The sequence below is a fragment of the Actinoplanes sp. NPDC051513 genome (assembly GCF_044454685.1).
GTDB lineage: Bacteria > Actinomycetota > Actinomycetes > Mycobacteriales > Micromonosporaceae > Actinoplanes.
This window is the reverse complement of record NZ_JBITDW010000018.1, coordinates 74,185-94,074: the sequence shown is the minus strand read 5'-3', so window position 1 is coordinate 94,074 and position 19,890 is coordinate 74,185. Positions and strand designations below refer to the sequence as shown.

The 19,890-nt window shown below is 71.5% G+C and carries 24 protein-coding genes; 12 read left to right on the top strand and 12 right to left on the bottom strand.

Annotated elements, in window-relative coordinates; all coding sequences use genetic code 11:
- The first annotated feature begins 5 nt into the window (after nt 1-5).
- The 3 genes from ACIA5D_RS37865 to ACIA5D_RS37855 are packed head-to-tail and all read left to right on the top strand — an operon-like array spanning nt 6 to nt 2,052.
- On the top strand, nt 6-506 hold the full coding sequence (locus tag ACIA5D_RS37865) for a flavin reductase family protein (RefSeq protein ID WP_396035298.1): 501 nt from the start codon (nt 6-8) through the stop codon (nt 504-506).
- Nucleotides 506-1,573 carry an LLM class flavin-dependent oxidoreductase gene (locus ACIA5D_RS37860; protein WP_396035297.1) on the top strand — a complete coding sequence of 356 codons (1,068 nt, stop codon included), beginning with the start codon at nt 506-508 and terminating at the stop codon, nt 1,571-1,573. Before ACIA5D_RS37865 ends, ACIA5D_RS37860 begins: the two co-directional genes overlap by 1 nt.
- Entirely contained in the window at nt 1,570-2,052 is a 483-nt protein-coding gene (locus ACIA5D_RS37855; RefSeq protein WP_396035296.1) for an NADPH-dependent FMN reductase, read from the top strand. The genes ACIA5D_RS37860 and ACIA5D_RS37855 overlap by 4 nt, the downstream gene beginning before the upstream one ends.
- Before the next feature lie 80 nt (nt 2,053-2,132).
- Here ACIA5D_RS37855 and ACIA5D_RS37850 read toward each other — a convergent pair whose 3' ends face one another.
- Nucleotides 2,133-3,752: a S8 family serine peptidase gene (locus ACIA5D_RS37850; protein WP_396035295.1), complete on the bottom strand. Its 1,620-nt coding sequence runs from the start codon at nt 3,750-3,752 to the stop codon at nt 2,133-2,135.
- 28 nt (nt 3,753-3,780) lie between these two features.
- Nucleotides 3,781-4,833, bottom strand: a complete 1,053-nt coding sequence (locus tag ACIA5D_RS37845) for an epoxide hydrolase family protein (protein ID WP_396035294.1) — start codon at nt 4,831-4,833, stop codon at nt 3,781-3,783.
- A 112-nt stretch (nt 4,834-4,945) separates the two neighbouring features.
- Here ACIA5D_RS37845 and ACIA5D_RS37840 point away from each other — a divergent pair, with 112 nt between their 5' ends.
- Nucleotides 4,946-5,068, top strand: a complete 123-nt coding sequence (locus tag ACIA5D_RS37840; RefSeq protein ID WP_396035293.1) for a ribosomal protein bL36 — start codon at nt 4,946-4,948, stop codon at nt 5,066-5,068.
- 133 nt (nt 5,069-5,201) lie between these two features.
- Here ACIA5D_RS37840 and ACIA5D_RS37835 read toward each other — a convergent pair whose 3' ends face one another.
- From ACIA5D_RS37835 to ACIA5D_RS37815, 5 genes are all read right to left on the bottom strand, one after another.
- Nucleotides 5,202-5,828: a response regulator gene (locus tag ACIA5D_RS37835; protein ID WP_396035292.1), complete on the bottom strand. Its 627-nt coding sequence runs from the start codon at nt 5,826-5,828 to the stop codon at nt 5,202-5,204.
- Entirely contained in the window at nt 5,825-6,973 is a 1,149-nt protein-coding gene (locus ACIA5D_RS37830; RefSeq protein ID WP_396035291.1) for a sensor histidine kinase, read from the bottom strand. Before ACIA5D_RS37830 ends, ACIA5D_RS37835 begins: the two co-directional genes overlap by 4 nt.
- A 5-nt stretch (nt 6,974-6,978) precedes the next feature.
- Nucleotides 6,979-7,152 carry an abscisic acid-deficient protein Aba4 family protein gene (locus ACIA5D_RS37825; RefSeq protein ID WP_396035290.1) on the bottom strand — a complete coding sequence of 58 codons (174 nt, stop codon included), beginning with the start codon at nt 7,150-7,152 and terminating at the stop codon, nt 6,979-6,981.
- Complete coding sequence (locus tag ACIA5D_RS37820; RefSeq protein ID WP_396035289.1) at nt 7,149-8,075, bottom strand: hypothetical protein; 927 nt, start codon at nt 8,073-8,075, stop codon at nt 7,149-7,151. Before ACIA5D_RS37820 ends, ACIA5D_RS37825 begins: the two co-directional genes overlap by 4 nt.
- A 113-nt stretch (nt 8,076-8,188) precedes the next feature.
- Entirely contained in the window at nt 8,189-8,563 is a 375-nt protein-coding gene (locus ACIA5D_RS37815; protein ID WP_396035288.1) for a VOC family protein, read from the bottom strand.
- Nucleotides 8,564-8,876: 313 nt separating this feature from the next.
- Here ACIA5D_RS37815 and ACIA5D_RS37810 point away from each other — a divergent pair, with 313 nt between their 5' ends.
- From ACIA5D_RS37810 to ACIA5D_RS37795, 4 genes are read left to right on the top strand one after another with little or no spacing between them, the layout of a single operon-like run.
- Nucleotides 8,877-9,182, top strand: a complete 306-nt coding sequence (locus ACIA5D_RS37810) for an NIPSNAP family protein (protein WP_396035287.1) — start codon at nt 8,877-8,879, stop codon at nt 9,180-9,182.
- Nucleotides 9,183-9,215: 33 nt separating this feature from the next.
- Nucleotides 9,216-9,788: a hypothetical protein gene (locus tag ACIA5D_RS37805; protein ID WP_396035286.1), complete on the top strand. Its 573-nt coding sequence runs from the start codon at nt 9,216-9,218 to the stop codon at nt 9,786-9,788.
- Complete coding sequence (locus ACIA5D_RS37800) at nt 9,778-10,410, top strand: bifunctional 4-hydroxy-2-oxoglutarate aldolase/2-dehydro-3-deoxy-phosphogluconate aldolase (RefSeq protein WP_396035285.1); 633 nt, start codon at nt 9,778-9,780, stop codon at nt 10,408-10,410. Before ACIA5D_RS37805 ends, ACIA5D_RS37800 begins: the two co-directional genes overlap by 11 nt.
- Nucleotides 10,407-11,336, top strand: coding sequence for a sugar kinase (locus ACIA5D_RS37795; protein ID WP_396035284.1), 930 nt, complete (start codon nt 10,407-10,409; stop codon nt 11,334-11,336). The genes ACIA5D_RS37800 and ACIA5D_RS37795 overlap by 4 nt, the downstream gene beginning before the upstream one ends.
- Here the strand turns inward: ACIA5D_RS37795 and ACIA5D_RS37790 are convergent.
- A complete protein-coding gene (locus ACIA5D_RS37790; RefSeq protein ID WP_396035283.1) occupies nt 11,326-12,417 on the bottom strand; it encodes an alpha/beta hydrolase in 1,092 nt (363 codons plus the stop codon). The two genes, ACIA5D_RS37795 and ACIA5D_RS37790, sit on opposite strands and share 11 nt — an antisense overlap.
- Before the next feature lie 110 nt (nt 12,418-12,527).
- On the opposite strand from ACIA5D_RS37790, the gene ACIA5D_RS37785 reads away from it, so the two are divergent.
- The gene (locus ACIA5D_RS37785) at nt 12,528-13,112 is read left to right on the top strand and encodes an isochorismatase family protein (protein WP_396035282.1); all 585 of its coding nucleotides are present in this window, start codon (nt 12,528-12,530) and stop codon (nt 13,110-13,112) included.
- A gap of 7 nt (nt 13,113-13,119) precedes the next feature.
- Nucleotides 13,120-14,022: a GlxA family transcriptional regulator gene (locus ACIA5D_RS37780; RefSeq protein WP_396035281.1), complete on the top strand. Its 903-nt coding sequence runs from the start codon at nt 13,120-13,122 to the stop codon at nt 14,020-14,022.
- 2 nt (nt 14,023-14,024) lie between these two features.
- On the opposite strand, the gene ACIA5D_RS37775 is transcribed toward ACIA5D_RS37780, so the two are convergent.
- Nucleotides 14,025-14,465, bottom strand: a complete 441-nt coding sequence (locus ACIA5D_RS37775) for a hypothetical protein (RefSeq protein ID WP_396035280.1) — start codon at nt 14,463-14,465, stop codon at nt 14,025-14,027.
- A 132-nt stretch (nt 14,466-14,597) separates the two neighbouring features.
- On the opposite strand from ACIA5D_RS37775, the gene ACIA5D_RS37770 reads away from it, so the two are divergent.
- Entirely contained in the window at nt 14,598-15,224 is a 627-nt protein-coding gene (locus ACIA5D_RS37770; protein WP_396035279.1) for a class I SAM-dependent methyltransferase, read from the top strand.
- Here ACIA5D_RS37770 and ACIA5D_RS37765 read toward each other — a convergent pair.
- Nucleotides 15,221-16,435 carry an epoxide hydrolase family protein gene (locus tag ACIA5D_RS37765; protein WP_396035277.1) on the bottom strand — a complete coding sequence of 405 codons (1,215 nt, stop codon included), beginning with the start codon at nt 16,433-16,435 and terminating at the stop codon, nt 15,221-15,223. The genes ACIA5D_RS37770 and ACIA5D_RS37765 overlap by 4 nt on opposite strands.
- A 132-nt stretch (nt 16,436-16,567) precedes the next feature.
- Nucleotides 16,568-17,299 (bottom strand): TetR/AcrR family transcriptional regulator C-terminal domain-containing protein, encoded by a 732-nt coding sequence (locus ACIA5D_RS37760; protein ID WP_396035276.1) that lies wholly within the window; start codon nt 17,297-17,299, stop codon nt 16,568-16,570.
- 24 nt (nt 17,300-17,323) lie between these two features.
- On the opposite strand from ACIA5D_RS37760, the gene ACIA5D_RS37755 reads away from it, so the two are divergent.
- Nucleotides 17,324-18,445 carry an FAD-dependent oxidoreductase gene (locus ACIA5D_RS37755; protein ID WP_396035275.1) on the top strand — a complete coding sequence of 374 codons (1,122 nt, stop codon included), beginning with the start codon at nt 17,324-17,326 and terminating at the stop codon, nt 18,443-18,445.
- 425 nt (nt 18,446-18,870) lie between these two features.
- Here the strand turns inward: ACIA5D_RS37755 and ACIA5D_RS37750 are convergent, their stop codons facing one another.
- The gene (locus ACIA5D_RS37750) at nt 18,871-19,782 is read right to left on the bottom strand and encodes a haloalkane dehalogenase (RefSeq protein ID WP_396035274.1); all 912 of its coding nucleotides are present in this window, start codon (nt 19,780-19,782) and stop codon (nt 18,871-18,873) included.
- Nucleotides 19,783-19,890 lie beyond the last annotated feature (108 nt).

Genomic DNA, 19,890 nt, shown 5'->3' with positions numbered 1-19,890 from the left:
AGCCCGTGACCGTCACCTCGCTCGTGGACGCCGATCTCTTCAAGCAGCTGCTCCGCCGCCACGCCGCCGCCGTCGTGGTGATCACGGCGCCGGGGCAGCCGCCGGCCGGCTTCACCGCCACCTCGTTCACCTCGGTCTCGCTCGACCCGCCGCTGGTCTCGTTCTGCCTCGCGCACACCGCCTCGGCGTGGCCGGCCGTCGCCGAGGCCGCGGTGGTCGCGGTGCACGTGCTCAGCCACGAGCAGGAGCACGTGGCCCGCACGTTCGCGACCCGCGGCATCGACCGCTTCGCCACCCACGGCGCCTGGTCGCCGGGGCCGGACGGGGTGCCGCTGCTCGACGGCGTGCTCGCCCGGATCGTCTGCCGGGTGGTGCGCCGCGTCGAGGCCGGCGACCACAGCATCGTGCTGGCCTCGCCCGAGACCGGCGAGCACCATGCGGACCTGAGCGCGACGCCGCTGGTCTACCACGACGGGCACTACGCACACCTGCGCCGGGCGGCCTGATGCCGTTCCACTGGTTCCTGCCGACCTCCGGCGACAGCCACGACATCGTGAGCGGCGGGCAGGCCCGGCTCGCCGCCGACACCACCCGCCCGCCGGACCTCGGCTACCTCGCTCTGGTGGCGCGGGCCGCCGAGCGGGCCGGGTTCGAGGCGGTGCTCACCCCGACCGGCACGTTCTGCGAGGACGCGTGGCTCACCACGGCCGCGCTGCTCGGCGAGACCTCGCGGCTGAAGTTCCTGGTGGCGTTCCGGCCGGGGCTGCTGTCGCCGACGCTGGCGGCCCAGATGGCGGCCACCTATCAGCGCCTCTCCGGGGGGCGGCTGGCGCTCAACGTGGTCACCGGCGGGGAGGGCGCGGAGCAGCGGCGGTTCGGCGATCATCTCGACCACGACAAGCGCTATGCGCGGACCGCCGAGTTCCTCGACGTGGTGCGCGGGGCCTGGTCGGGCACGCCGTACACCAGCAAGGGTGAGTTCTTCGACGTCGAAGGCGCGACCGTCCGCGCCGTGCCCGACCCCATCCCACCCGTGTTCTTCGGCGGCTCGTCGCCGGCCGCCCTGCCGGTGGCGGCGCGGCACGCCGACACCTATCTCACCTGGGGCGAGCCACCGGCCGCGGTCGCCGCCAAGCTGGACGCCGTGCGGACGCTCGCCAAGGACGCCGGACGGCAGCTGACATACGGCATCCGGCTGCACGTGATCAGCCGGGACACCGCCGACGAGGCCTGGGCGGTCGCGCGCGGCCTGCTCGACCGGGTGCGGCCGGAGGAGATCGAGGCGGCCCGCCGCCAGTTCGCCGGCACCGAGTCGGAGGGGCAGCGCCGGATGGCCGCGCTCGCCACCGGCGACTCGCTCGAGATCTATCCGAACCTGTGGGCCGGCTTCGGTCTCGTGCGGCCCGGAGCGGGCACCGCCCTGGTGGGCAGCCACGCCGAGGTCGCGTCCCGGATCGCCGAGTATCAAGCGCTCGGCATCGACCACTTCATCCTCTCCGGCCAGCCGCACCTCGAAGAGGCGTTGCGGTTCGGGGAGAACGTCCTGCCTCTCGTCCGAAAAGGAGAATCATGAGTCGCGTCGTCGTCGTGTCCGGCAACCCCCGGGCGGGCTCGCGCACGTCCACCCTGGCCGTCGCGGTCGGCGAAGCCCTGGCGGGTTCGCCGCCGGCCGTGATCGAGGTCGGCTCGCTGGGCGCCGGCCTGCTCACCCCGGGCGACGAGGCGACCGCCGAAGCCCTGGCGCTGGTGAAAGAGGCCGAGGTCCTCGTCGTGGCGACCCCGACCTACAAGGGCAGCTACACCGGCGTGCTCAAGGTGCTGCTGGACTTTCTCCCGGCCCAGGCTCTCGCCGGAAAGCGTGCCGTTCCGGTGGTGACGGCGGGCGTGGCGCCGCAGGCGGCCGCCGCCGAGGCGCTGCTGCGGCAGTTGCTCACCGAGCTCGGCGCCGACGTCGCGCCCGGCCTGCCGGTGGTGGAGGCCGACCTGCCCGAGTCGAAGGCGATCGCCGAGGCCTACGCAGAGCGAGAGCACAGCGGCACCACAGCCGGATGACAGGGTGGTGCCCTAGTTTCCGTTTTATCGGTTCCGCTCGGCGACCAAGTGCCCCCGGCCGCCGAGCGGAGCCCCTTTCGCTACCGCACGTCGATCGTCATCTCCGCGCTCGCCCGGCTGCCCCATCCGTCGGTGAAGGTCACCGTGAAGGTCGCGCTGCCGGCCGCGTCGGGCACGCCCGAGATCGTGCCGTCGGCGTCGAGCTCCAGACCCGCCGGCAGCTCACCCACGGTCAACGCCCACGTGCCGCTGCGGTCGGCGGCCAGCTTCATCGCATAGTCCTCGCCGGCCGTTCCGGTCGCCATCGTCCCGGTGGAGATCACCGGCGTGCTCTTGCGCACCGTGACGGTCAGGCTCTTGGTGATCGCGTACGGGACAAAGTCGGTGAACCGAACCTGAACCGTGGCCGTGCCGGGCGCGGTGGGCGTGCCCGAGATGACGCCGCTCGACGAGAGCTTCAGCCCCGCCGGCAGCTTCCCGCCGACCAGGGTCCAGGCGCCACGACGGCTCGCCGCCAAACTCCCCGAGTACGCCTGGCCGGCCGTGAGCGTCACGCCGGTCGACCTGATGGCCGGCGCGGCCGGCGGGGCGGTCACGAAGAGCAGCCGGTTCGGCGAGCCTTTCGCGCCCTCGACCTTGCCGGTGGTGGCCTTCGCGACCAGGTAGTCGCGCACCTGGGCCGGGGTCCAGCCGGGGGCCGCGTCGAGCACCAGCGCCGCCGCCCCGGCCACGTGCGGCGACGCCATCGAGGTGCCGCTGGCCGTGGCGAGCGCGGTGTCGCTGTTCGCCACCGACGAGCGGATGCCCACGCCCGGCGCGAACAGGTCGAGCACGCTGCCGTAGTTGGAGAACGAGGCCCGGCGGTCCTTGCTGTCGGTCGCGCCGACGGTGATCGCCGCGGAGACGGCGGCCGGGGACTCGGCCGAGGCGTTGGTGTTCTCGTTGCCGGCCGCCACGACGTAGGTGACGCCCTTGCCGATCGAGCGCCGGACCGCGGCCTCGAGCGAGGTGCTGCGGGCGCCGCCGAGGCTCATGTTCGCCACCGCCGGCTTCGCGGCGTGGCTGGTCACCCAGTCGACGCCGGCGATCACTCCGGAGAGGGTGCCCTCGCCCTCGCAGTCCAGCACCCGGACCGCCACCAGCCGCACCTTCTTGGCCACCCCGTAGTGGGCGCCGCCGATGGTGCCGGCCACGTGGGTGCCGTGCCCGTTGCAGTCGGCCGCGGTCGTGTCCCGGTCGACGAAGTCGTAGCCGTAGGAGGCCCGGCCGCCGAACTCACTGTGCGTGATCCGGATGCCGGTGTCGATCACGTACGCGGTGACCGCGCTGCCGTCGTCGGTCGGCGTGTAGGTCTTCGACGCCTTGACCGCGCGCTGGTCGATCCGGTCGAGGCCCCAGACGGGGTTCCGCTGGGTGGCCTCGGTGTGCAGGAGGCGGTCCTGCTCGACGTACTGGACTCCGGGGTTCGCGGCGAGGCGGCCGGCCTGCTCGGCGGACATCCGCTTGAGGTACGACGGCTTGGCCGAGCCGTCGAGACTCTGTGCGCCGATGCCCTTCATCGTGACGATGTACTGGCCCGGGATCGCCCCGGGGCCGCCGGCGCCGAGGACGTTGCCCTCGGCGGCCTGGGCGGGGACGGCCGTGCCGGCCATGGTGACGGCCGCCGCGGTGAGCAGGGTGCCGAGGGCTCGCATGCGCATGGCCCCGTCGATCGGTCGCCGGCCCGCCCTACTTGAGGCCCGTGAAGAAGTCCGTCAGATCTTTCACGAGCAGGGCCGGTGTCTGGACCGCCGAGTAATGTCCACCGGTGTCGTATTTGTTCCACTGCGCGAGAGCGGGCGCCAGCCGCCGGATCGGCTGATAGTCGTCGGCGAACTGGGCATACGCGACGGGAACGCGGCTCGGCCACTCCAGCGGCGGCTCGAGAAGGAACTCCCGGTAGATCCGCATCGCCGACCCCGCCGTCCCGGTCAGCCAGTGGATCGAGACGTTGTCGAGCACGTAGTCGGCGTCCACACCCTCCCGGTAGATCAGGCAGTGCCAGCCGAGCAGCCCTGCCGGCGAGTCGGTCAGGGCGTACGCGAGCGACTGCGGCTGTTGCATCTGCACCATCCCGTAGGCGTTCATGTGCTCGGCGAGCCAGGCGTGGTTGTCCAGCGCCGCCCGCTCCTCGGGCGTCGGGTCGTCGATCGGCCCGTCCGGCTCGGTCCAGACCTGGGTGACATGCACCCCCACCACCGACTCCGGCGCGATCCGGGCGATCTGCGGCGAGATGGTCGACCCCCAGTCGTTGCCGGCCGCGCCGTACCGGCGGTAGCCGAGGCGGCGCATGAGCTCGGCCCACGCGCGGGCGATCCGGGCCACGTTCCAGCCCCGTTCGGCGGTCGGCCCCGAGAAGCCGAAGCCGGGCAGCGACGGCACGACCAGGTGGAAGTGTTCGCGCAGCGGCTCGATCACGTCGAGGAACTCGGCGACCGAGCCCGGCCAGCCGTGGGTGAGGATCAGCGGCAGAGCGTCGGGCGCGGCCGAGCGCACGTGCAGGAAATGGATCGGCTGCCCGTCGATGACGGTCTTCCACTGCTCGTACGCGTTGAGCCGCGCCTCGGTGCGCCGCCAGTCGTAGCCGTGCCGCCACCGGTCGGCCAGCTCCCGCACATAGCGCCCCGGGACGCCGTAGTCCCAGTCCGCGCCCGGGATCTCGGACGGCCAGCGGGTGCGGTCGAGGCGGTCGTGCAGGTCGTCGAGGGCGGCCTGCGGGACGTCGATGCGAAAAGTTTCCATGCCCTCATGACGAACGGGATCGGCCGTTCCGGACCGGAAATACCCGTCCACCCGGGAGCGTTGACGAGATCGCGCCCGGCAAGCCAGCTACGGCGCGGAGAGAGGTTCCACGATGAAGGTCCGCAACTCGCTCAGGTCGCTGAAGAGCAAGCCCGGCTCGGTCCTCGCACGCCGGCGCGGCCGCCACGTAGTGATCAACAAGAAGAACCCTCGGTGGAACGGCCGGCAGGGCTGACGCCACGCCGTAGCGATCACCGGGCAAAAACCGCGTTCACGCGATAACTTGTTACCGGCGAAGGCCGGAGACCCGCCGCCACGGATCTCCGGCCTTTCTGCTATCCCCGCCTCTCTGCTACCCCGCCTCTCTGCTACCCCGCCTCGTGCGCGTAGAGCGCCAGACGTACGCGATTGGGGCTGTTGGTCTTGGTCATCAGCGCCGTGATGTGCGTCTTCACCGTGGTGACGCCGATGTGCAGCCGCTCGGCGATCTCGGCATTCGACAGGCCCTCCCCGACCAGATCGAGCACGGCCCGCTCCCGGCCGGTCAGGTTGTCGTTCTTGGGACGAGGCACGCGGCTGCTCATCGCCCGGTCGACCAGCCGGCGCAGCACGTCCCGGCTGAAGGCGCTGTCGCCCGCCGCCGCGCGCCGGATCCCTTCGAGGAGGTCGGCCGGCGGCGCGTCCTTGAGCAGGAACCCGCACGCGCCCGCGGTCAACGCCGGGTACAGGTGATCGTCGTCGCCGAACGTGGTCAGCACCAGCACCCGGGTCGCCGGGCGGCTCGCGAGGATGCGGCTGGTCGCGCTGATCCCGTCGACCCCCGGCATCCGCAGGTCCATCACCACCACGTCGGGCGCGAGCCGCTCGGCGAGGGTCACCGCCTCGCGCCCGTCGCCGGCCTCGCCCACCACCTCGAGGTCGTCCTCGGCGGCGCAGAGCATCCGCAGGCCCGCACGGATCAGCGGCTGGTCGTCGACGAGCAGCACCCGGATCATGCGGCCACCCGCGGCAGCACCGTGTGCACCCGCCACCCGCTCCCGTCGGGGCCGGCGGTCAGCCTTCCCCCGAGCACCTCGACCCGTTCCCGCATGCCGACCAGGCCGTGCCCACCGCCTTCGGCATTCGGCTGCCCGGGGCCGCCGTCGTCGGCGACCTCCCAGCTCACGGCGCCGTCGTCGACGGAGACCCGCAGACTCGCCCGGGCGGTAGGGCCGGCATGCTTGGCCACGTTGGTCAGCGCCTCCTGGGTGAGGCGGAGCACCGCCAGGCCGCGTACGGCATCGACGCCACCCACGGCCTGGTCGATGTCCGCCTCGACGGTGAGCCCGGTTCGCCGGGCGGTGTCGACGGCCGCGCCCAGCGCGGCCGGCAGCGCGCCCGGCTCGATCGCCGCGATCGCCGCGTCGGATCGCATCCCGCCCGGCCCGCGCAGCACCTCGACCAGCCGCCGCAGGTCGGCGAGCGCGGTCGTGCCGGTGCCGTGCACGTCGTCGAGCACCTCGGCCACCCGCGGGTCGAGCCCCGGGATCACGTGCCGGGCCACGCCGGCTCGCAGCACCATCGAGGCCACGTGGTGCGCGACCACGTCGTGCAGCTCGCGCGCGATCGCGCCCCGCTCGTCGGCGCGCGCCACCCGGCTCTCCGACTCGGCTCGCAGCCCGGCCTGCACCCCCAGCTCGCGCGTGGTGCGGATGACCAGCCCGAGCAGCAGCGGCAGCCCGACCGGCAGCACGATCACCCCGAACAGCTCGCGGCTCAGCGACCCCGGCGAGCCCGCGACCGCGAACACGACGTAGACCGCGAAGAGCAGCCCCGCGCAGGCCCAGATCGTGCGCGGGCGGCGCGCCCACAGCGCCACCTCGGCGAGCGCCCAGCTCGCGCCCACCTGGTTGATCGTGGTGTCGTCGAGCACGCAGATCGCCACGCCGAGCAGCGCCGCCTGCGTCAGGAAGCAGACCGCCGGCCAGCGGCAGAGCGCGATCGCGACGACGAAGGCGGCGACCGCGAGCCACCACTGGGTCGCGGTCGGATGCCGGCCCTCGTCCTGGCCGAAGACCAGGTAGCTGATGCCGCTCAGGTCGAGCAGCACCATGCGGGCCCAGGTGTCCCGCCGGTCGAAGAGGCGCACCACCCAGCCCATGCCCGTCAGCCTAGGGTCTTGCGCGCCGCGAGATGGACCCAGAGCCCGAGCGGCCCGAAGAAGATCGTCGCCGGGCTCCCGATGATCCGCTCGGTCCACCGCCACCGCCGCAGCAGGATCATCAGGGCCCAGAACGGCGCCGCCACCAGAAAGGTGAGGCCGAACAACGTACCGGTCATGCCACTCTCTTCCTCAGCACCAGCGCGGTCGCGGCGGCGGTGACGGCCGCGAGCGCGGCCCACGCGATCAGGGTGCGGCCATCCGGCTCCAGCAGCGGTTGCGCTCGCAGCGCCTGCCAGGTCAACAGCATGACGAGTACGCCGTAAGCACCGCCGGCGACCAGCAGGAGCCGCACCCTCGTACGCTCATCGGCTTTGGTTCTGGTCAGGAGAAACGCCAGCAAGGGCAGCGCCTGCAGGGCGTGCAGCCCCACGAAGTGCCCGATCCGCAGGTCGCCGCCGGTCGTGCTCCACCCCGTGACCGGCAGCCCCGGCCCGCCGTCCGGAACCCCCACGCTGTGCGCGCCCGTGACATCCTCGATCCCCGGGTCCTGCATCGGGGTGACCATCGGAATCGCCGCGGCCATGCCCAGCAGCGAAAGACCGAGACCAAGCCTTATCCCGTACGCGTTCGCGCGGTCCGGAATCCGCTGCGCCAGCGCCACCACCCCGATCAACAGGTGCGCGATGAACAGCACCATGATGGACGCCCCCATGGCCGCCCAGAGCGACGCGTTGAACGGCGTCGACTCGTTGTAGTGGCTCGTCGTCCCCCGCGCCGCCTGCACCACGATGATCCCCTGCTCGATCACACCCACCCCCACGATGGCGACGGCGGCGACCTCGGCGATCCGGCTCCGCCTGGGCAGGACCGACAGCATCCAGGCGAGCGTGAGCCCGTAGACCGCGAACGAGACCGAGAACTTGAACGGCTTGAGCCAGACCGGCGCCCCCGTGACGACGCGCTGATCGACAAATATCCCCAGGGCCGTGACCACCACGAGCCCCGCCATGACGGCTGTGAGGCCCAGCAGGGGCCGATTCCACCGGGCCTGTTTCCTGGCCTGTTTCCGGGCCTGTTTCCGTGCGATCGCGATAGTCATAACCGCAGCCTGCGCATTCACCGCGGTCATTTCGCCCACCCGCGAGCCGCACCTGCGGCCCCAGGTCGGACCGCGCCTCCTACCCCGGTAGGAGGCGCGGTCCCTACGGGTCGCTACAGGTACGGCCGGGTGAGCACCTCGATGGCGTGCCCCGAGGGGTCCTTGAAGTAGACCCCCCGCCCGCCGTGCTCGTTGTTGATCTCCCCGGGACGCCGCATCTGCGGATCGGCCCAATGCACGACGCCGCGCTCGCACAAGCGCGCGTAGGCCCGGTCGAAGAGCTCGTCGTCGACCAGGAACGCGTAGTGCTGCATCTGGATCTCGACCGGCGGCTCGGCGAACTGAAGCAGCACACCGTCGCTGAGCTGGATGTTGGTGAACACTCCCCACGACGGCGCTTCCGCGGCTTCGAGCAGCTCGCGATAGAACCGGGCCGACTGGGCGCGGTCCTTGGAGGCGACGATCGTGTGATTGAAACTGGCTGGCATAGGTCTCCTCGGCACGATGGAAAGGGATTCCGGCTTCTTTCCTTGTGCCGGAGGCCCACGTGCCGACGTGCGGCGACTCAGCCGTCCACCGGGTCACCAATCCATGCATGGCTTGGCGCCGGTCCGGTGTTCACCCGAACGACCCTACCGAAGCGTTTTCACCCCGGCTACCGTCTCCACTTCATGGGGATGCGCTACGGACTCAAGCGGGCGCATTACGAGCGCTACAAGCGCCCCGACGACGACAACTGGCTGTCCCGCGTGACGGCCGTAGTCCGCGAAAAGCCGTAAAAGCGACCGTAGGGTTGGTCCGGTGATCACCTGTGTTGTGCACTACACGATCGATCCGGCCCAGATTGCCTCCTTTGAGGAGTTCGCCCGGGAATGGATGCGGCTCGTGGCCAAGCACGGCGGCACCCACCACGGCTACTTCCTGCCGGCCGAGGGGGCCAGCGACAAGGCCGAAGCCCTCTTCAGCTTCGAGAGCCTCGCGGCCTACGAGAGGTACCGGGAGCGGTTCGGCGTGGACCCCGAGTTCGTCGCTGCGGACCGTATTCGTGACCAATCAGGCTGTGTTCTTCGGTACGAGCGGACGTTCATGCGACCCCTGCTACCGTGACCCCGCCTCGCCGGCAGTCGCTACGGTTAGCGCGTGTCTCAGATCCCGTGGTGGGGGCTCCCCCTGATCGCCGTGGTGTTTGCCCTGGGTGGGGCGGCCACGGCGCAGTTCGTGAACGCCCGCGACGACTACCTGCGCAGCCGCCGCAAGCGGACCAGGCGGTGGTACGAGGAGCGCAAGGACGCGTACGTCGGCCTGCTCGCGGTCTTCGAGCGCGACACCTACCGCCTGCGTGCCGCTTACGACGCGGGCGAGAAGCCCCTGCCGACGCTGGCCTACGTGGACGAGGTGGGCCCGGCCCTCATGCGGGTGCGGCTGCTCGCCTCGGGACCGGTGCGGAGCGCGGCCCTCGCCGTACACGTTCTGCTGCAGCGACTGCACGGTGAGATGAACCCGGCCGCGGTGTCGGGGGTGCAGCCGCAGATCCACTTCCGGGAGCTGCTCACCCAGGTCCCGCTGGTGATGCAGCAGTTCGAGGCCGCGGTCCGCGAGGAGCTGGGCATCGACACCGAGCCACCGCCGATCGGACGCGCCCGTTTCTCACTCCGCAGGCCGCCCTTGGATGATCTTGCCAATATCGGGCAGGATCTAAGTCGTGACCGATGAGGATGTAACCGCAGCCGTCATCCGCAGCGGGATCGTGGCGATCCTGCGCGCACCGACCTCCGACGGGTTCGCCGCCGTCGCCGACGTGCTGGTCGGCGCCGGGATCACCGCGCTCGAGATCACGCTGACCTCGCACGGCGCGATCGACGCGATCGCCGGCCTGCGCCGCCAGCTCCCGGGCTCGGTGGCGATCGGCGCCGGCACCGTGCTCACCGAGGACGACGTGAAGGCCGCGGTCGACGCCGGCGCCGCGTTCCTGGTCTCCCCGGTGATCGACGTCGACCTGGTGGCGAACTCGCCCGTGCCGTTCTTCCCCGGCACCTCGACCCCCACCGAGATGTACGCGGCGCACAAAGCCGGCGCCCCCATCGTGAAGCTGTTCCCCGCGGCCGGCCTGGGCCCGAGGTTCCTGACCGACGTGCGCGGCCCGCTACCGCAGATCAACGTCATGCCCACCGGCGGCATCAAGATCGAGGACATCGCCGACTGGCTGTTCGCGGGGGCGAAGGCCGTCGGCGTCGGCGGGCCGTTGATCGGCGACGCGGCCTCGGGCGGCAACCTGAAGGCCCTCGCGGCCCGGGCCCGGCACGCGGTCAGCGCCGTGGCTTTTGCCCGGTCATGAGCGGCGGCCTGGTCACCTTCGGTGAGACCATGGGCGCGGTCTCTGCCGACGGCATCGGCCCTTTCGCGTACGCGAAGAGCTTCTCCTTCGGTATCGGCGGCGCCGAGAGCAACGTGGCGGTCGGGGTCGCCCGCCTCGGCGGCAAGTCCACCTGGCTGGGCCGGGTCGGGCCGGACGCGACCGGCGCCCTGATCTCGCGCCGCCTGGCCGATGCGGGCGTGCGCGCGATCGCCATCGAAGACACGTCGTTCACCGGCCTGATGGTCCGGTTCAAGCGGTCCGGCGAGTTCATGCACGTCGATTACCACCGCGCGGGCAGCGCCGGCTCGCGGCTGAGCCCCGCCGACATCCCCGCGGGCGAGGTACGCGAGGCCGGCATCCTGCACGTCACCGGCATCACCCCGGCGCTCAGCGACACCTGCCGGGCCGCCGTCTTCCAGTCGGTCGAGATCGCGCTGGCCGCGGGCGTCCCGGTGTCGGTCGACGTCAACTACCGCAGCAAGTTGTGGTCGCCGCTCGACGCCGCGCCGGTGCTGCGCGACCTGGTGTCGATGGCTGACATCGTGTTCGCGAGCCCCGACGAGGCGGCCCTGTTCGTCGACGACGGCGACCCGCTCGCCGGCCTGGCCAAGCTCGGCCCGACCGAGGTGGTCGTCAAGGACGGCGGCCGCGGCTGCGTCGCGCTGATCAACGGGGAGCGCCACCAGGTCCCCGCGCTGCCGGTGACCGTGGTCGATCCGGTCGGCGCGGGGGACGCGTTCGTGGCCGGCTATCTCGCCGATCGGCTGGCGGGCGCCGGCGCCGGGCAGTGCCTGCGGACGGCGATCGCGGCGGGCGCTTTCGCGGTCACCGTGCCCGGCGACTGCGAGGGCCTGCCCGACCGCGACGAGCTGGCGGCGCTGGCCGGCGGCGACATCAGGCGATAGGGCACGTCGTGCCTCTCCCGGGAACCTCGAGCGACACCAGGTAGTCGTCCGCCGTACGCCGGATACATTCGCTCTTCGTGTACGCCCCATGGCCGGCGCCCTCGTAGGTGACCAGCACCCCGTGCCGTCCCAGCCGGCGCTCGACCGCGCGCGCCCAGTTCAGGCCGGTGGCCGGGTCGTGCCGGGAGTTGACCAGCAGGATCGGGGTTCTCGTCCGGACGTCGAGGACGTGCTGCGGGTTGGTGACGTGCGGCCAGCCGAGGCACATGGTCGGCGCGAACACCTGCGCCGGGTAGCCGGTGTCGGGCGCGACGGCCGCGCTGCGGCGCAGCAGGGCCGCGTACTCGTGGTAGTCACGCACCGGCAGCGACCAGTCGGAGCAGAACGCCGGGATCACCACGCCGAGGTCGGTGATGTGCCGTAGAGGACCGCCGTCGTCGGCCGCGGCGAGATCGCCGGCGAGGTCCGCGTACGCGGCGTCCCGGAGCCTGATCAACACCACGGCGTCCAGGTCGAAGTGGTCGCGGGTGGCGATGAGCCGCCGCCAGACCGTGCGGGCGCCGCCGCGCGGGTTCAGCGAGCACGACTCGGTGGCGTCGCACCAGTTCGCGAAGTCGTCGAACGCGTCCTCGAAGGCCACCGCCTGGCTGGTGAGGAACGCGCCGGTGGTGGGGACGCTGTGGTCGTCGACGCTCTCCAGCACCATGGCCCGCACCCGGCCCGGGTAGTGCTCGGCGTACTGCTCACCGAGCAGCGTGCCGTAGGAGCTGCCGTGGAAGCTGATCGCCGGCACGCCGAGCGCGATCCGCAAGGCCTCGACGTCGCGGACGGTGTCGAACATGCCGGCGTGGTTCCACAGGTCGCCGGTCAGGTCCTCGCAGGTTCGCCAGAGGCGGCGGTTGTAGTCGAGGGTCGCGTCGAAGTCGGCCTCGCTGGTCAGGACCGGGTCGGGCGCGGGGCCCACGGCGGCGCGGTCGCAGGTGATCAGCGGGCGGCTGGTGTGGGAGCCGCGGGGGTCGAAGCTGACGATGTCGAAGCGGTCAAGCTGGGTGTCGCTGAAGCGGCTGTAGCCGTCGGCCACCCGGTAGACGCCGGGATCCCACGGGCCGCCGGGGCCGAAGACCGGATCGTTCCGCTCGCCGTCGCGATGGTGTCTTTCGGACGGCGCAGCCGGACGCGAAGAATCGGCCTATGACCAATGCTCTGATCGTGATCGACGTGCAGGAATCGTTCCGGGTACGGCCGCTGTGGCGGACGCTGGACAATCCGGCGCTCATCGCCAACGTACGGCGGCTCGTGGAGGCGGCCCGGGCCGGCGGCGAGATGGTGGTGTGGGTGCTGCATTCCGAGGCCGGCACCGGCGGGGAATTCGATCCGGCCAATGGCCATGTGCGGGTGGTCGACGAGCTCGAGCCGGCCAAGGACGAACCGCTCGTGACCAAGACCTCGCACAACGCCTTCACGACGACGAATCTCGGGCAGATCCTGACGTCGGCCGGCGTCGATGCGGTGACGGTCTGCGGGCTGCGCACCGAGCAGTGCGTCGAGACCACGGCGCGGGTGGCCTCCGATTTCGGGTACGAGGTCACGTTCGTCACCGACGCGACCGGAACGTTCCCGATCCCGCACTGGGACGCCCCCGCCGACCAGACGGTCGAGGAGCTGCTGGCCGACCCGCGTACGCTTTCCGCGGCGGAGGTGGTGCGCCGCACCGAATACGCGCTGGCCGGCCGATTCGCCTCGGTCCGCCGCACGGACGACTATCTGGGGGTGTGACCGGATCGTGAGCCGGGTGGTGTTCGTGCTGACCCCGCAGGTGCACCTGCTCGACCTGGCGGGCCCGGCGCAGGTGTTCAGCACGGCCGACGGCTACGAGCTCTTCTACGTCGCGGAGGCGTCGCCCGTGCCCACCTGGCAGGGGGTCGCGCTGCACGCGTCGCTCGCGTGGCCCGCGCTGGCGCCCGACGATCTCGTCCTCGTGCCCGGCTGGCGGGACGGCTTCGGCGCCTTCGGCTCCGCGACGCTTCGCATGATCAAGGAGCATCACGAGGCCGGCGGCACGGTGGCCAGCGTCTGCGCCGGCGCCGACGCGCTCGGCCGCGCCGGGCTGCTCGACGGCCGGCGCTGCACCACCCACCATGACCTGCAGGACGCGCTGGCCCTCGACTACCCGGACGCCGTCGTCGTGCGCGACGTGCTCTACGTCGGCGACGACCGGGTGGTCACGTCGGCCGGCATCGCCAGCGGCATCGATCTGGCCCTGCACCTGGTCGCGCAGCGGCACGGCCCGGCCGCGGCGGCGCGTGTGGCCCGCGAGATGGTGGTCTACGCCCGGCGCAACGGCGACGAGCCGCAGGCGAGCGCGATGCTGCGGCACCGTGCCCACCTGTCCGACGTCGTGCACCGGGTGCAGGACAGGATCGACGCCGACTTCGCCTCGACCCTGCCGCTGGCCGGCCTCGCCGCCGGCGCCGGCGTCAGCGAACGCACCCTGACCAGGTTGTTCGCCGCCGCCACCGGCCGCACCCCGCTGCGCTACCAGCAGTTGCTGCGGGTCGAGCGGGCCGAGTACCTCATCGGCCACGGCTCGACCGTCGACGCCGCGGCCCGGGCGGTCGGTTTCGTCGACGCCCGGATGCTGCGGCGGCTGCGCTCTGCTTCTACGACTTCTACGACCCGGAGCTGATCCTAGGAGCCCGAGTTGCCGCCGATGAGCACGCCGCCGCAGACGCACAGGATGATGATCAGGACGAACACCAGCAGGATGATCTGCAGGACCGCGCCCGGGTACTTCTGCGGCGGCATGCCCAGCGCGCCCTTGAAGAACACCGCCAGCGGCGCCTTGTACTCGAGCTCGACCGTCTGCCCCGGGTAGACGTTCACCGGCAGGTCGGCGGCGCCCAGCCGCGGCGGCAGGAAGTACGGCACGTGGACGTGCAGGTGGTACTGCCCCGCCGGAACCGGGATGACCTGGCGGCCCCACGCGTTCGCGGCCGGGTGACCGTTGAGCTCCACCACGGGCTTGAAGAGCCCGAGCATGAAGGCCATCCAATGGTATTTGAGCGTGAGCGCGATGGCCCCGCCCGGCTGCTGGGAGTAGGGCTGCTGCGGCGGCTGCTGTGGGTACAACGGAACCTCCCCGGTCCTCGATCGGCAACGAAGGATAAGGCCAGGCCAGGCGGGGCAGCACGCAGGGTCGGAGCGCTCCTATCCTGTGCTCGTGATCATGTCCGGTTACTCGCCGACGGTGGTGTGGGTGCGATGCCGCTAGATGCCCGATACGACGACGTGCTGGGCCCGCTGCGCTCGGCGTACGACGGTCGTGCCGCCTGGCGCGACCAGCACGCCAAGGAGTCGTGGAAACTGGCCGAGCGCCAGGCGTTCCGCTCGTTGCTGGCGCCGGGCGCCCGGCTGCTCGAGGTCGGCGCCGGCACCGGCCAGGACAGCGCCTACTTCCAGGCTTCCGGCCTCGCCGTGGTCGCCGCCGACCTGTCACCGGCGATGGTCGCGCACTGCCGCGCCAAGGGCATCGAGGCCCACGTCATGGACTTCCTGCACCTGGAGTTTCCGCCGGCCTCGTTCGATGCGGTGTATGCGCTGAACTGCCTCCTTCACGTGCCCAACCGGGATCTGCCGGCCGTGCTTTCGGCGATCCGCGCGCTGCTGCGGCCGGGCGGCCTGGTGTTCATCGGCGTCTACGGCGGCCAGGAGAACGCGGAGGGCCCGCTGGAGGGCGACGAGCATGTGCCGCCGCGCTTCTTCTCCTGGCGGACCGACGCGCTGTTGCTCGAGCTCGTCACGGAGGCGGGCTTCGAGGTCGTCGATTTTCACCCGCTGGAGGTAGGCGAGGGCCGCCGCTTCCAGTCGCTGACCCTCCGCGCGCCCTAAAGCTCCTGTGCGCGCAGCGGACGGAAGGCGGCCCGCACCTCGGCCGCGAACAGTTCCGGCTCCTCCCAGGCGGCGAAGTGGCCGCCTCGTTCGGCCTCGCCGAAGTAGTTGAGCGTCGGGTAGGCCTGCTCGGCCCAGCTGCGCGGCGTCCGCCAGATCTCACCGGGGAACGCGCTGAAGCCGACCGGGACTCGGGGATCCGGGAGCGGCGCGCCGCCTGCCGCGGGCGCGTCCGGTCCGTAGGCCTCCCAGTACGACCGGGCCGCGGACGTGCCGGTGCCGGTCAGCCAGTAGGCCGTGATGTTGTCGAGGATGTGGTCGCGGGTGAGGTTGCCCGACGGCTGACCGTCGACGAACGCGCGGGCGATCTTGTAGTAGGCGTCGGTGTCGTGGTCGATCATCCAGGCGGCGAGCGCGGCCGGCGAGTCCGACAGCGCGTACCCGATGGTCTGCGGCCGGGTGGCCATCTCCACGAAGTAGCCGTTCCCACTCGTCTGGAAGGTCTTGATCGCGGCGAGCGCCGTGCGTTCCGCGTCCCCGTCGTTCGGCAGCGACGCCGGGTCGTTGAGCGCCGGCACGAGCAGGTTGGTGTGGATGCCGGCCAGCCCGTCGGGGCCCAGCCGCCCCATCGCGTCGGTGACGCCGGCGCCGACGTCACCGCCCTGAGCCACGTAGCGGTCGTAGCCGAGCCGGCGCATGAGCTCCGACCACGCCCGCGCGGTCCGCGCGAGGTCCCAGCCGAGCTCGGCCGGCTCCCCCGAGAAGCCGTACCCGGGCAGTGATGGCAACACGAGGTGGAACGCGTCGGTGGCGGCGCCGCCGTGTGCGGTGGGGTCGGTGAGCGGGCCGACGGAGTCGAGCATCTCGATGACCGACCCCGGCCAGCCGTGGGTCATGATCAGCGGCAGCGCGTCCTCGTGCGCGGACTTGACGTGCACGAAGTGGATGTCCACGCCGTCGATGGTGGTGGTGAACTGAGGCAGGGCGTTCAGCCGGGATTCGACCCGCTGCCCGTCGTACTCGGTTGCCCAGTACTGGCGGAGCGCCTGCATCGTGGCCAGCTGCACACCCTGCGAGCGATCGCCGACGATCTCGCGGCTCGACCAGCGCGTCGCCGCCAGGCGGCGGTGCAGATCGTCGAGCGCGTCTTTGGGGATCTCCACGGTGAACGGCCGGATGACGCTCTCGGCCTGCTGATCGTGCGCGGTCATGTCACACACTGCCTCTCTTGGAACCCAGCTCAGGGAGGTCGCGGATCCGGCCTTCCGGGACGCCTCCAAGCCTGGCCACGCCCGGGTGCGGGTCGCACCCGTGAAACACCCTGGTCGTCACGTGGGCAAGGGTCACTGGTGAGTGAGGGGATCGCTGGTGATGCCGTCCACGATGGTGGTCAGGTTGCGGTTGAAGGTTTCCTCGGCGTCGAGGTGGTCGCCGTCGATGACGAGCCGGGCGATGGTGGGGTAACGGCCGGTTTTCAGCATGCGGGTGAGGTAGGGGCCGAGGCTGGCCTGCCAGGCGGGCTCGTCGGTGCCGGTGGAACGGGCGGTGCGCCGCTCGGTGATCTCCCGGCGGAGCGCTCCGATGATGAAGGAGTTGAGAGCGCCCACGGCCCGCTGAAGATCGCCGATGTCGTGTACGCCGGGGGCCTGGCTGAGCGCGGCCGCGGTCGCTTCGCCCACGGCGAGGGCGTGCGGTCCCAGCTGTGGTCTTCCGCCGTGCAGGTCGGAGAACCACTCGTGCTCGAGGGTGGCGTCCCGGGTCGCGCGGGCGATGGCCAGCACCGTCGCGCGCCAGTCCGACCGCGGGCCGGCCTCGGCGATCTGGGCGTAGACGGCGTCCACCATCAGATCGAGCAGCTCGGCCCGGTTGACGACGTAGTCGTAGAGCCGCATCGGACCGACGCCGAGATCCTTGGCGATCTTGCGTACCGACAGCTCGTCGAGGCCGTGCGCGTCGGCGAGCCGGATCGCCGTGGCGGCGATCTTCTCGCGGCTCAGCGACACCGGCGCCGCCCGCGGCTGGGGCTCGGGCCGTTCCCAGATGGGCAACGGTGCGCTACCGTACGGCGTATCCATGAGGTACAGCGTACGGTAACGGAGATGATGATGCGAATCGCGATCGCCGGCGGTGGCCTCGGCGGCCTGACGCTGGCCCGAATCCTGCACCGGCACGGCATCGACGCGGTGGTGTACGAACGCGAGGAAAGCCGATCCGCGCGATCACAGGGCGGAATGCTCGACCTGCACTCGGAGTCCGGGCAACAGGCGCTGGCCGATGCGGGCCTCGCCGGCCGGTTCCGGTCGCAGGCACGGCCGGAGGGCGAAGAACACCGCATCCTCGACCCGGCCGGGCGCACCCTCGTGCACCACGTGCCACAACCCGGCTCGTTCTCCGGACGCCCCGAGATCGACCGGAGAGCGCTGCGTGATCTTCTGCTCGATTCGCTCCCCGGCGACACGGTGGCCTGGCAGCACCGGCTCGTCGCGGCCGCGCCACGACCCGGCGGAGGTTTCGGGCTGACGTTCGATGGCGGCCACGGCGCCGACTGCGACGTCCTCATCGGCGCGGACGGCGCACGCTCGGTCGTCCGGTCTCTGCTGACCGACACGACACTGTCCGCCGTGGCCACCCTGGTCGAGCTGAGCATCAGCGACGCCGACCGGCGCCACCCGGCTCTCGCCGAGCTGGTCGGCCCCGGAAACCTCTGGTGCATCGGCGTGAGGCAGATCCTGGCAGCGCAACGCCTCGGCGACGGCAGCATCCGGGTCGGGATCTCGCTGCGCGCCGACGATCGTCATCTGGACACCTACCGCAGCAAGCGCGCTCTGCTGGACATGTTCGATGGCTGGGACCCCAGCCTCACCGCACTCATCGAAGCCGGCGACGGCCCGCCGACCCCACGCAGGATCGAGGCGATGCCCACCGGCACACGCTGGGACCATCGGCCGGGCATCACCCTCATCGGCGACGCCGCGCACCTCATGCCGCCGGTCGGCGAGGGCGCCAACCAGGCCATGCTCGACGCCGCCGAACTCGCCGCCGAACTCGCCGTCAACCCGGACACGGCGATCCGGGCGTACGAGGAGGCGATGTTCACCAGAATCCACCCGATCGCGGAAATGTCCGCACGGGTCCAGGCGATGATGCTCTCCCCCACCGCAGCGGAAGACATCGTCCGCTTCTTCACCGCGCGGCCCGCCGAACCGGCGCCCGCAGACTGAGTGCCGGCCACCACTCGCTGAGCGCCGGCCACCACTCGCGCCGCCGGACTCACGAGCTGTGCGGCCGGCTCAGATGATGACGCCGGCGAAACCTCCCATTCGGCAGCCTCGGAGCATGGGTGAGCGGCGGGTTCCGGTTCGGCCCGTCCACGCCGTCCTTGCCATCCTGGTGCTGCTGGTGGGTGGGGGCATGGCGTTCGCCCTGCTCGGCGACAAGCAGGACTACGTCGGCGCCGCACCGCACGAGTGGAAACGGATCGAGCCGGGCGGCGACTGCCAATGCGCCAACGGCAGCACGATCGGCGGCGTCAGCCCGGCCGCTTGGCTCAAGCAACTCATCGCCAGGCGATCCGCCTGCCGACATCGACTGCGGCAAGTGCCGGTAGGACGCCCGGAACAGGGTCGTAGCAGGCGAGCAACCGCCATCAATCGCCGGCTGTCCGGCCGAAGGAGACGAGGGCGGCCCGAGCGACGACATCGCCGCGTTCCTGCACGAAGTGGCCGGCGTCGGCGAGCACCAGCGGCGCCGGCGCCCCACGGACGGTCCGGTGCAGTCTCTCCATCGCCGGCACGCCGAGCACCGGGTCCTGGGCGCCGACGGCGAGGAAGCTCGCACCATCCCAGGTGGACCAGAATCGTTGCGCCGCCCGCGAGATCTCGACGCCGGGCATGTCCGGCTCGGTCATCACCAGCTGCGGGAAGGCTCGTGCTCCGGCCTTGTACGACGCGTCCGGGAACGGGGCGTCGTAAGCCGCCGCCTCGGCGTCGCTCAGCGCCGGCACACTGCGCTTGAGCAATGCGCCGACCGCGAGATCCGGGTGGGCCGCGACGTAGGCGCGCCAATCCTCGAAGCCCTTGCCCGGTGAGATCCCGACGGCCAGACCGGTGTTCATCGCCAACAGCCGCGACAGCCGCGGCGCGAACCCCGCGTCGATCGGCAGCGTCAGGCCGAGCAGACCGCCCCAGTCCTGCACGACCAGCGTGATGCCCGTCAGGTCGAGGCGTTCCACCAGCCGGAGCAGATAGTTGCGGTGGAAGTCGAAGCTGTACACGGCCTGCTCGACCGGCTTGTCCGACCGCCCGAACCCGAAGAAGTCGGGCGCGACGACCCGCCCGCCGGCCGCCAGGAAGACCGGGATCATTTTGCGGTAGAGGTAGGCCCAGGTCGGCTCGCCATGAAGCAGCAGAAACGTGTCCGCGGCATCGCGCGGCCCCAGGTCGACATAGTGCGCCCGCAGCCCTTCGAAGCCGGGCAGATCCTCGACGTACGACGGCGGGTGCTCCCAGCCCGGCAGGCCACTGAAGCGATCGTCCGGAGTACGCAACGCCTCAACCACAGGTCCTCCCCCACTCGACGGCAACGGCGCTGCCCTCGGCCCGACCGAGCCAGCACGACCCGGCGAGTATCCCAGCGACCCACCCGACCCGACACCCAAAGGCCAACC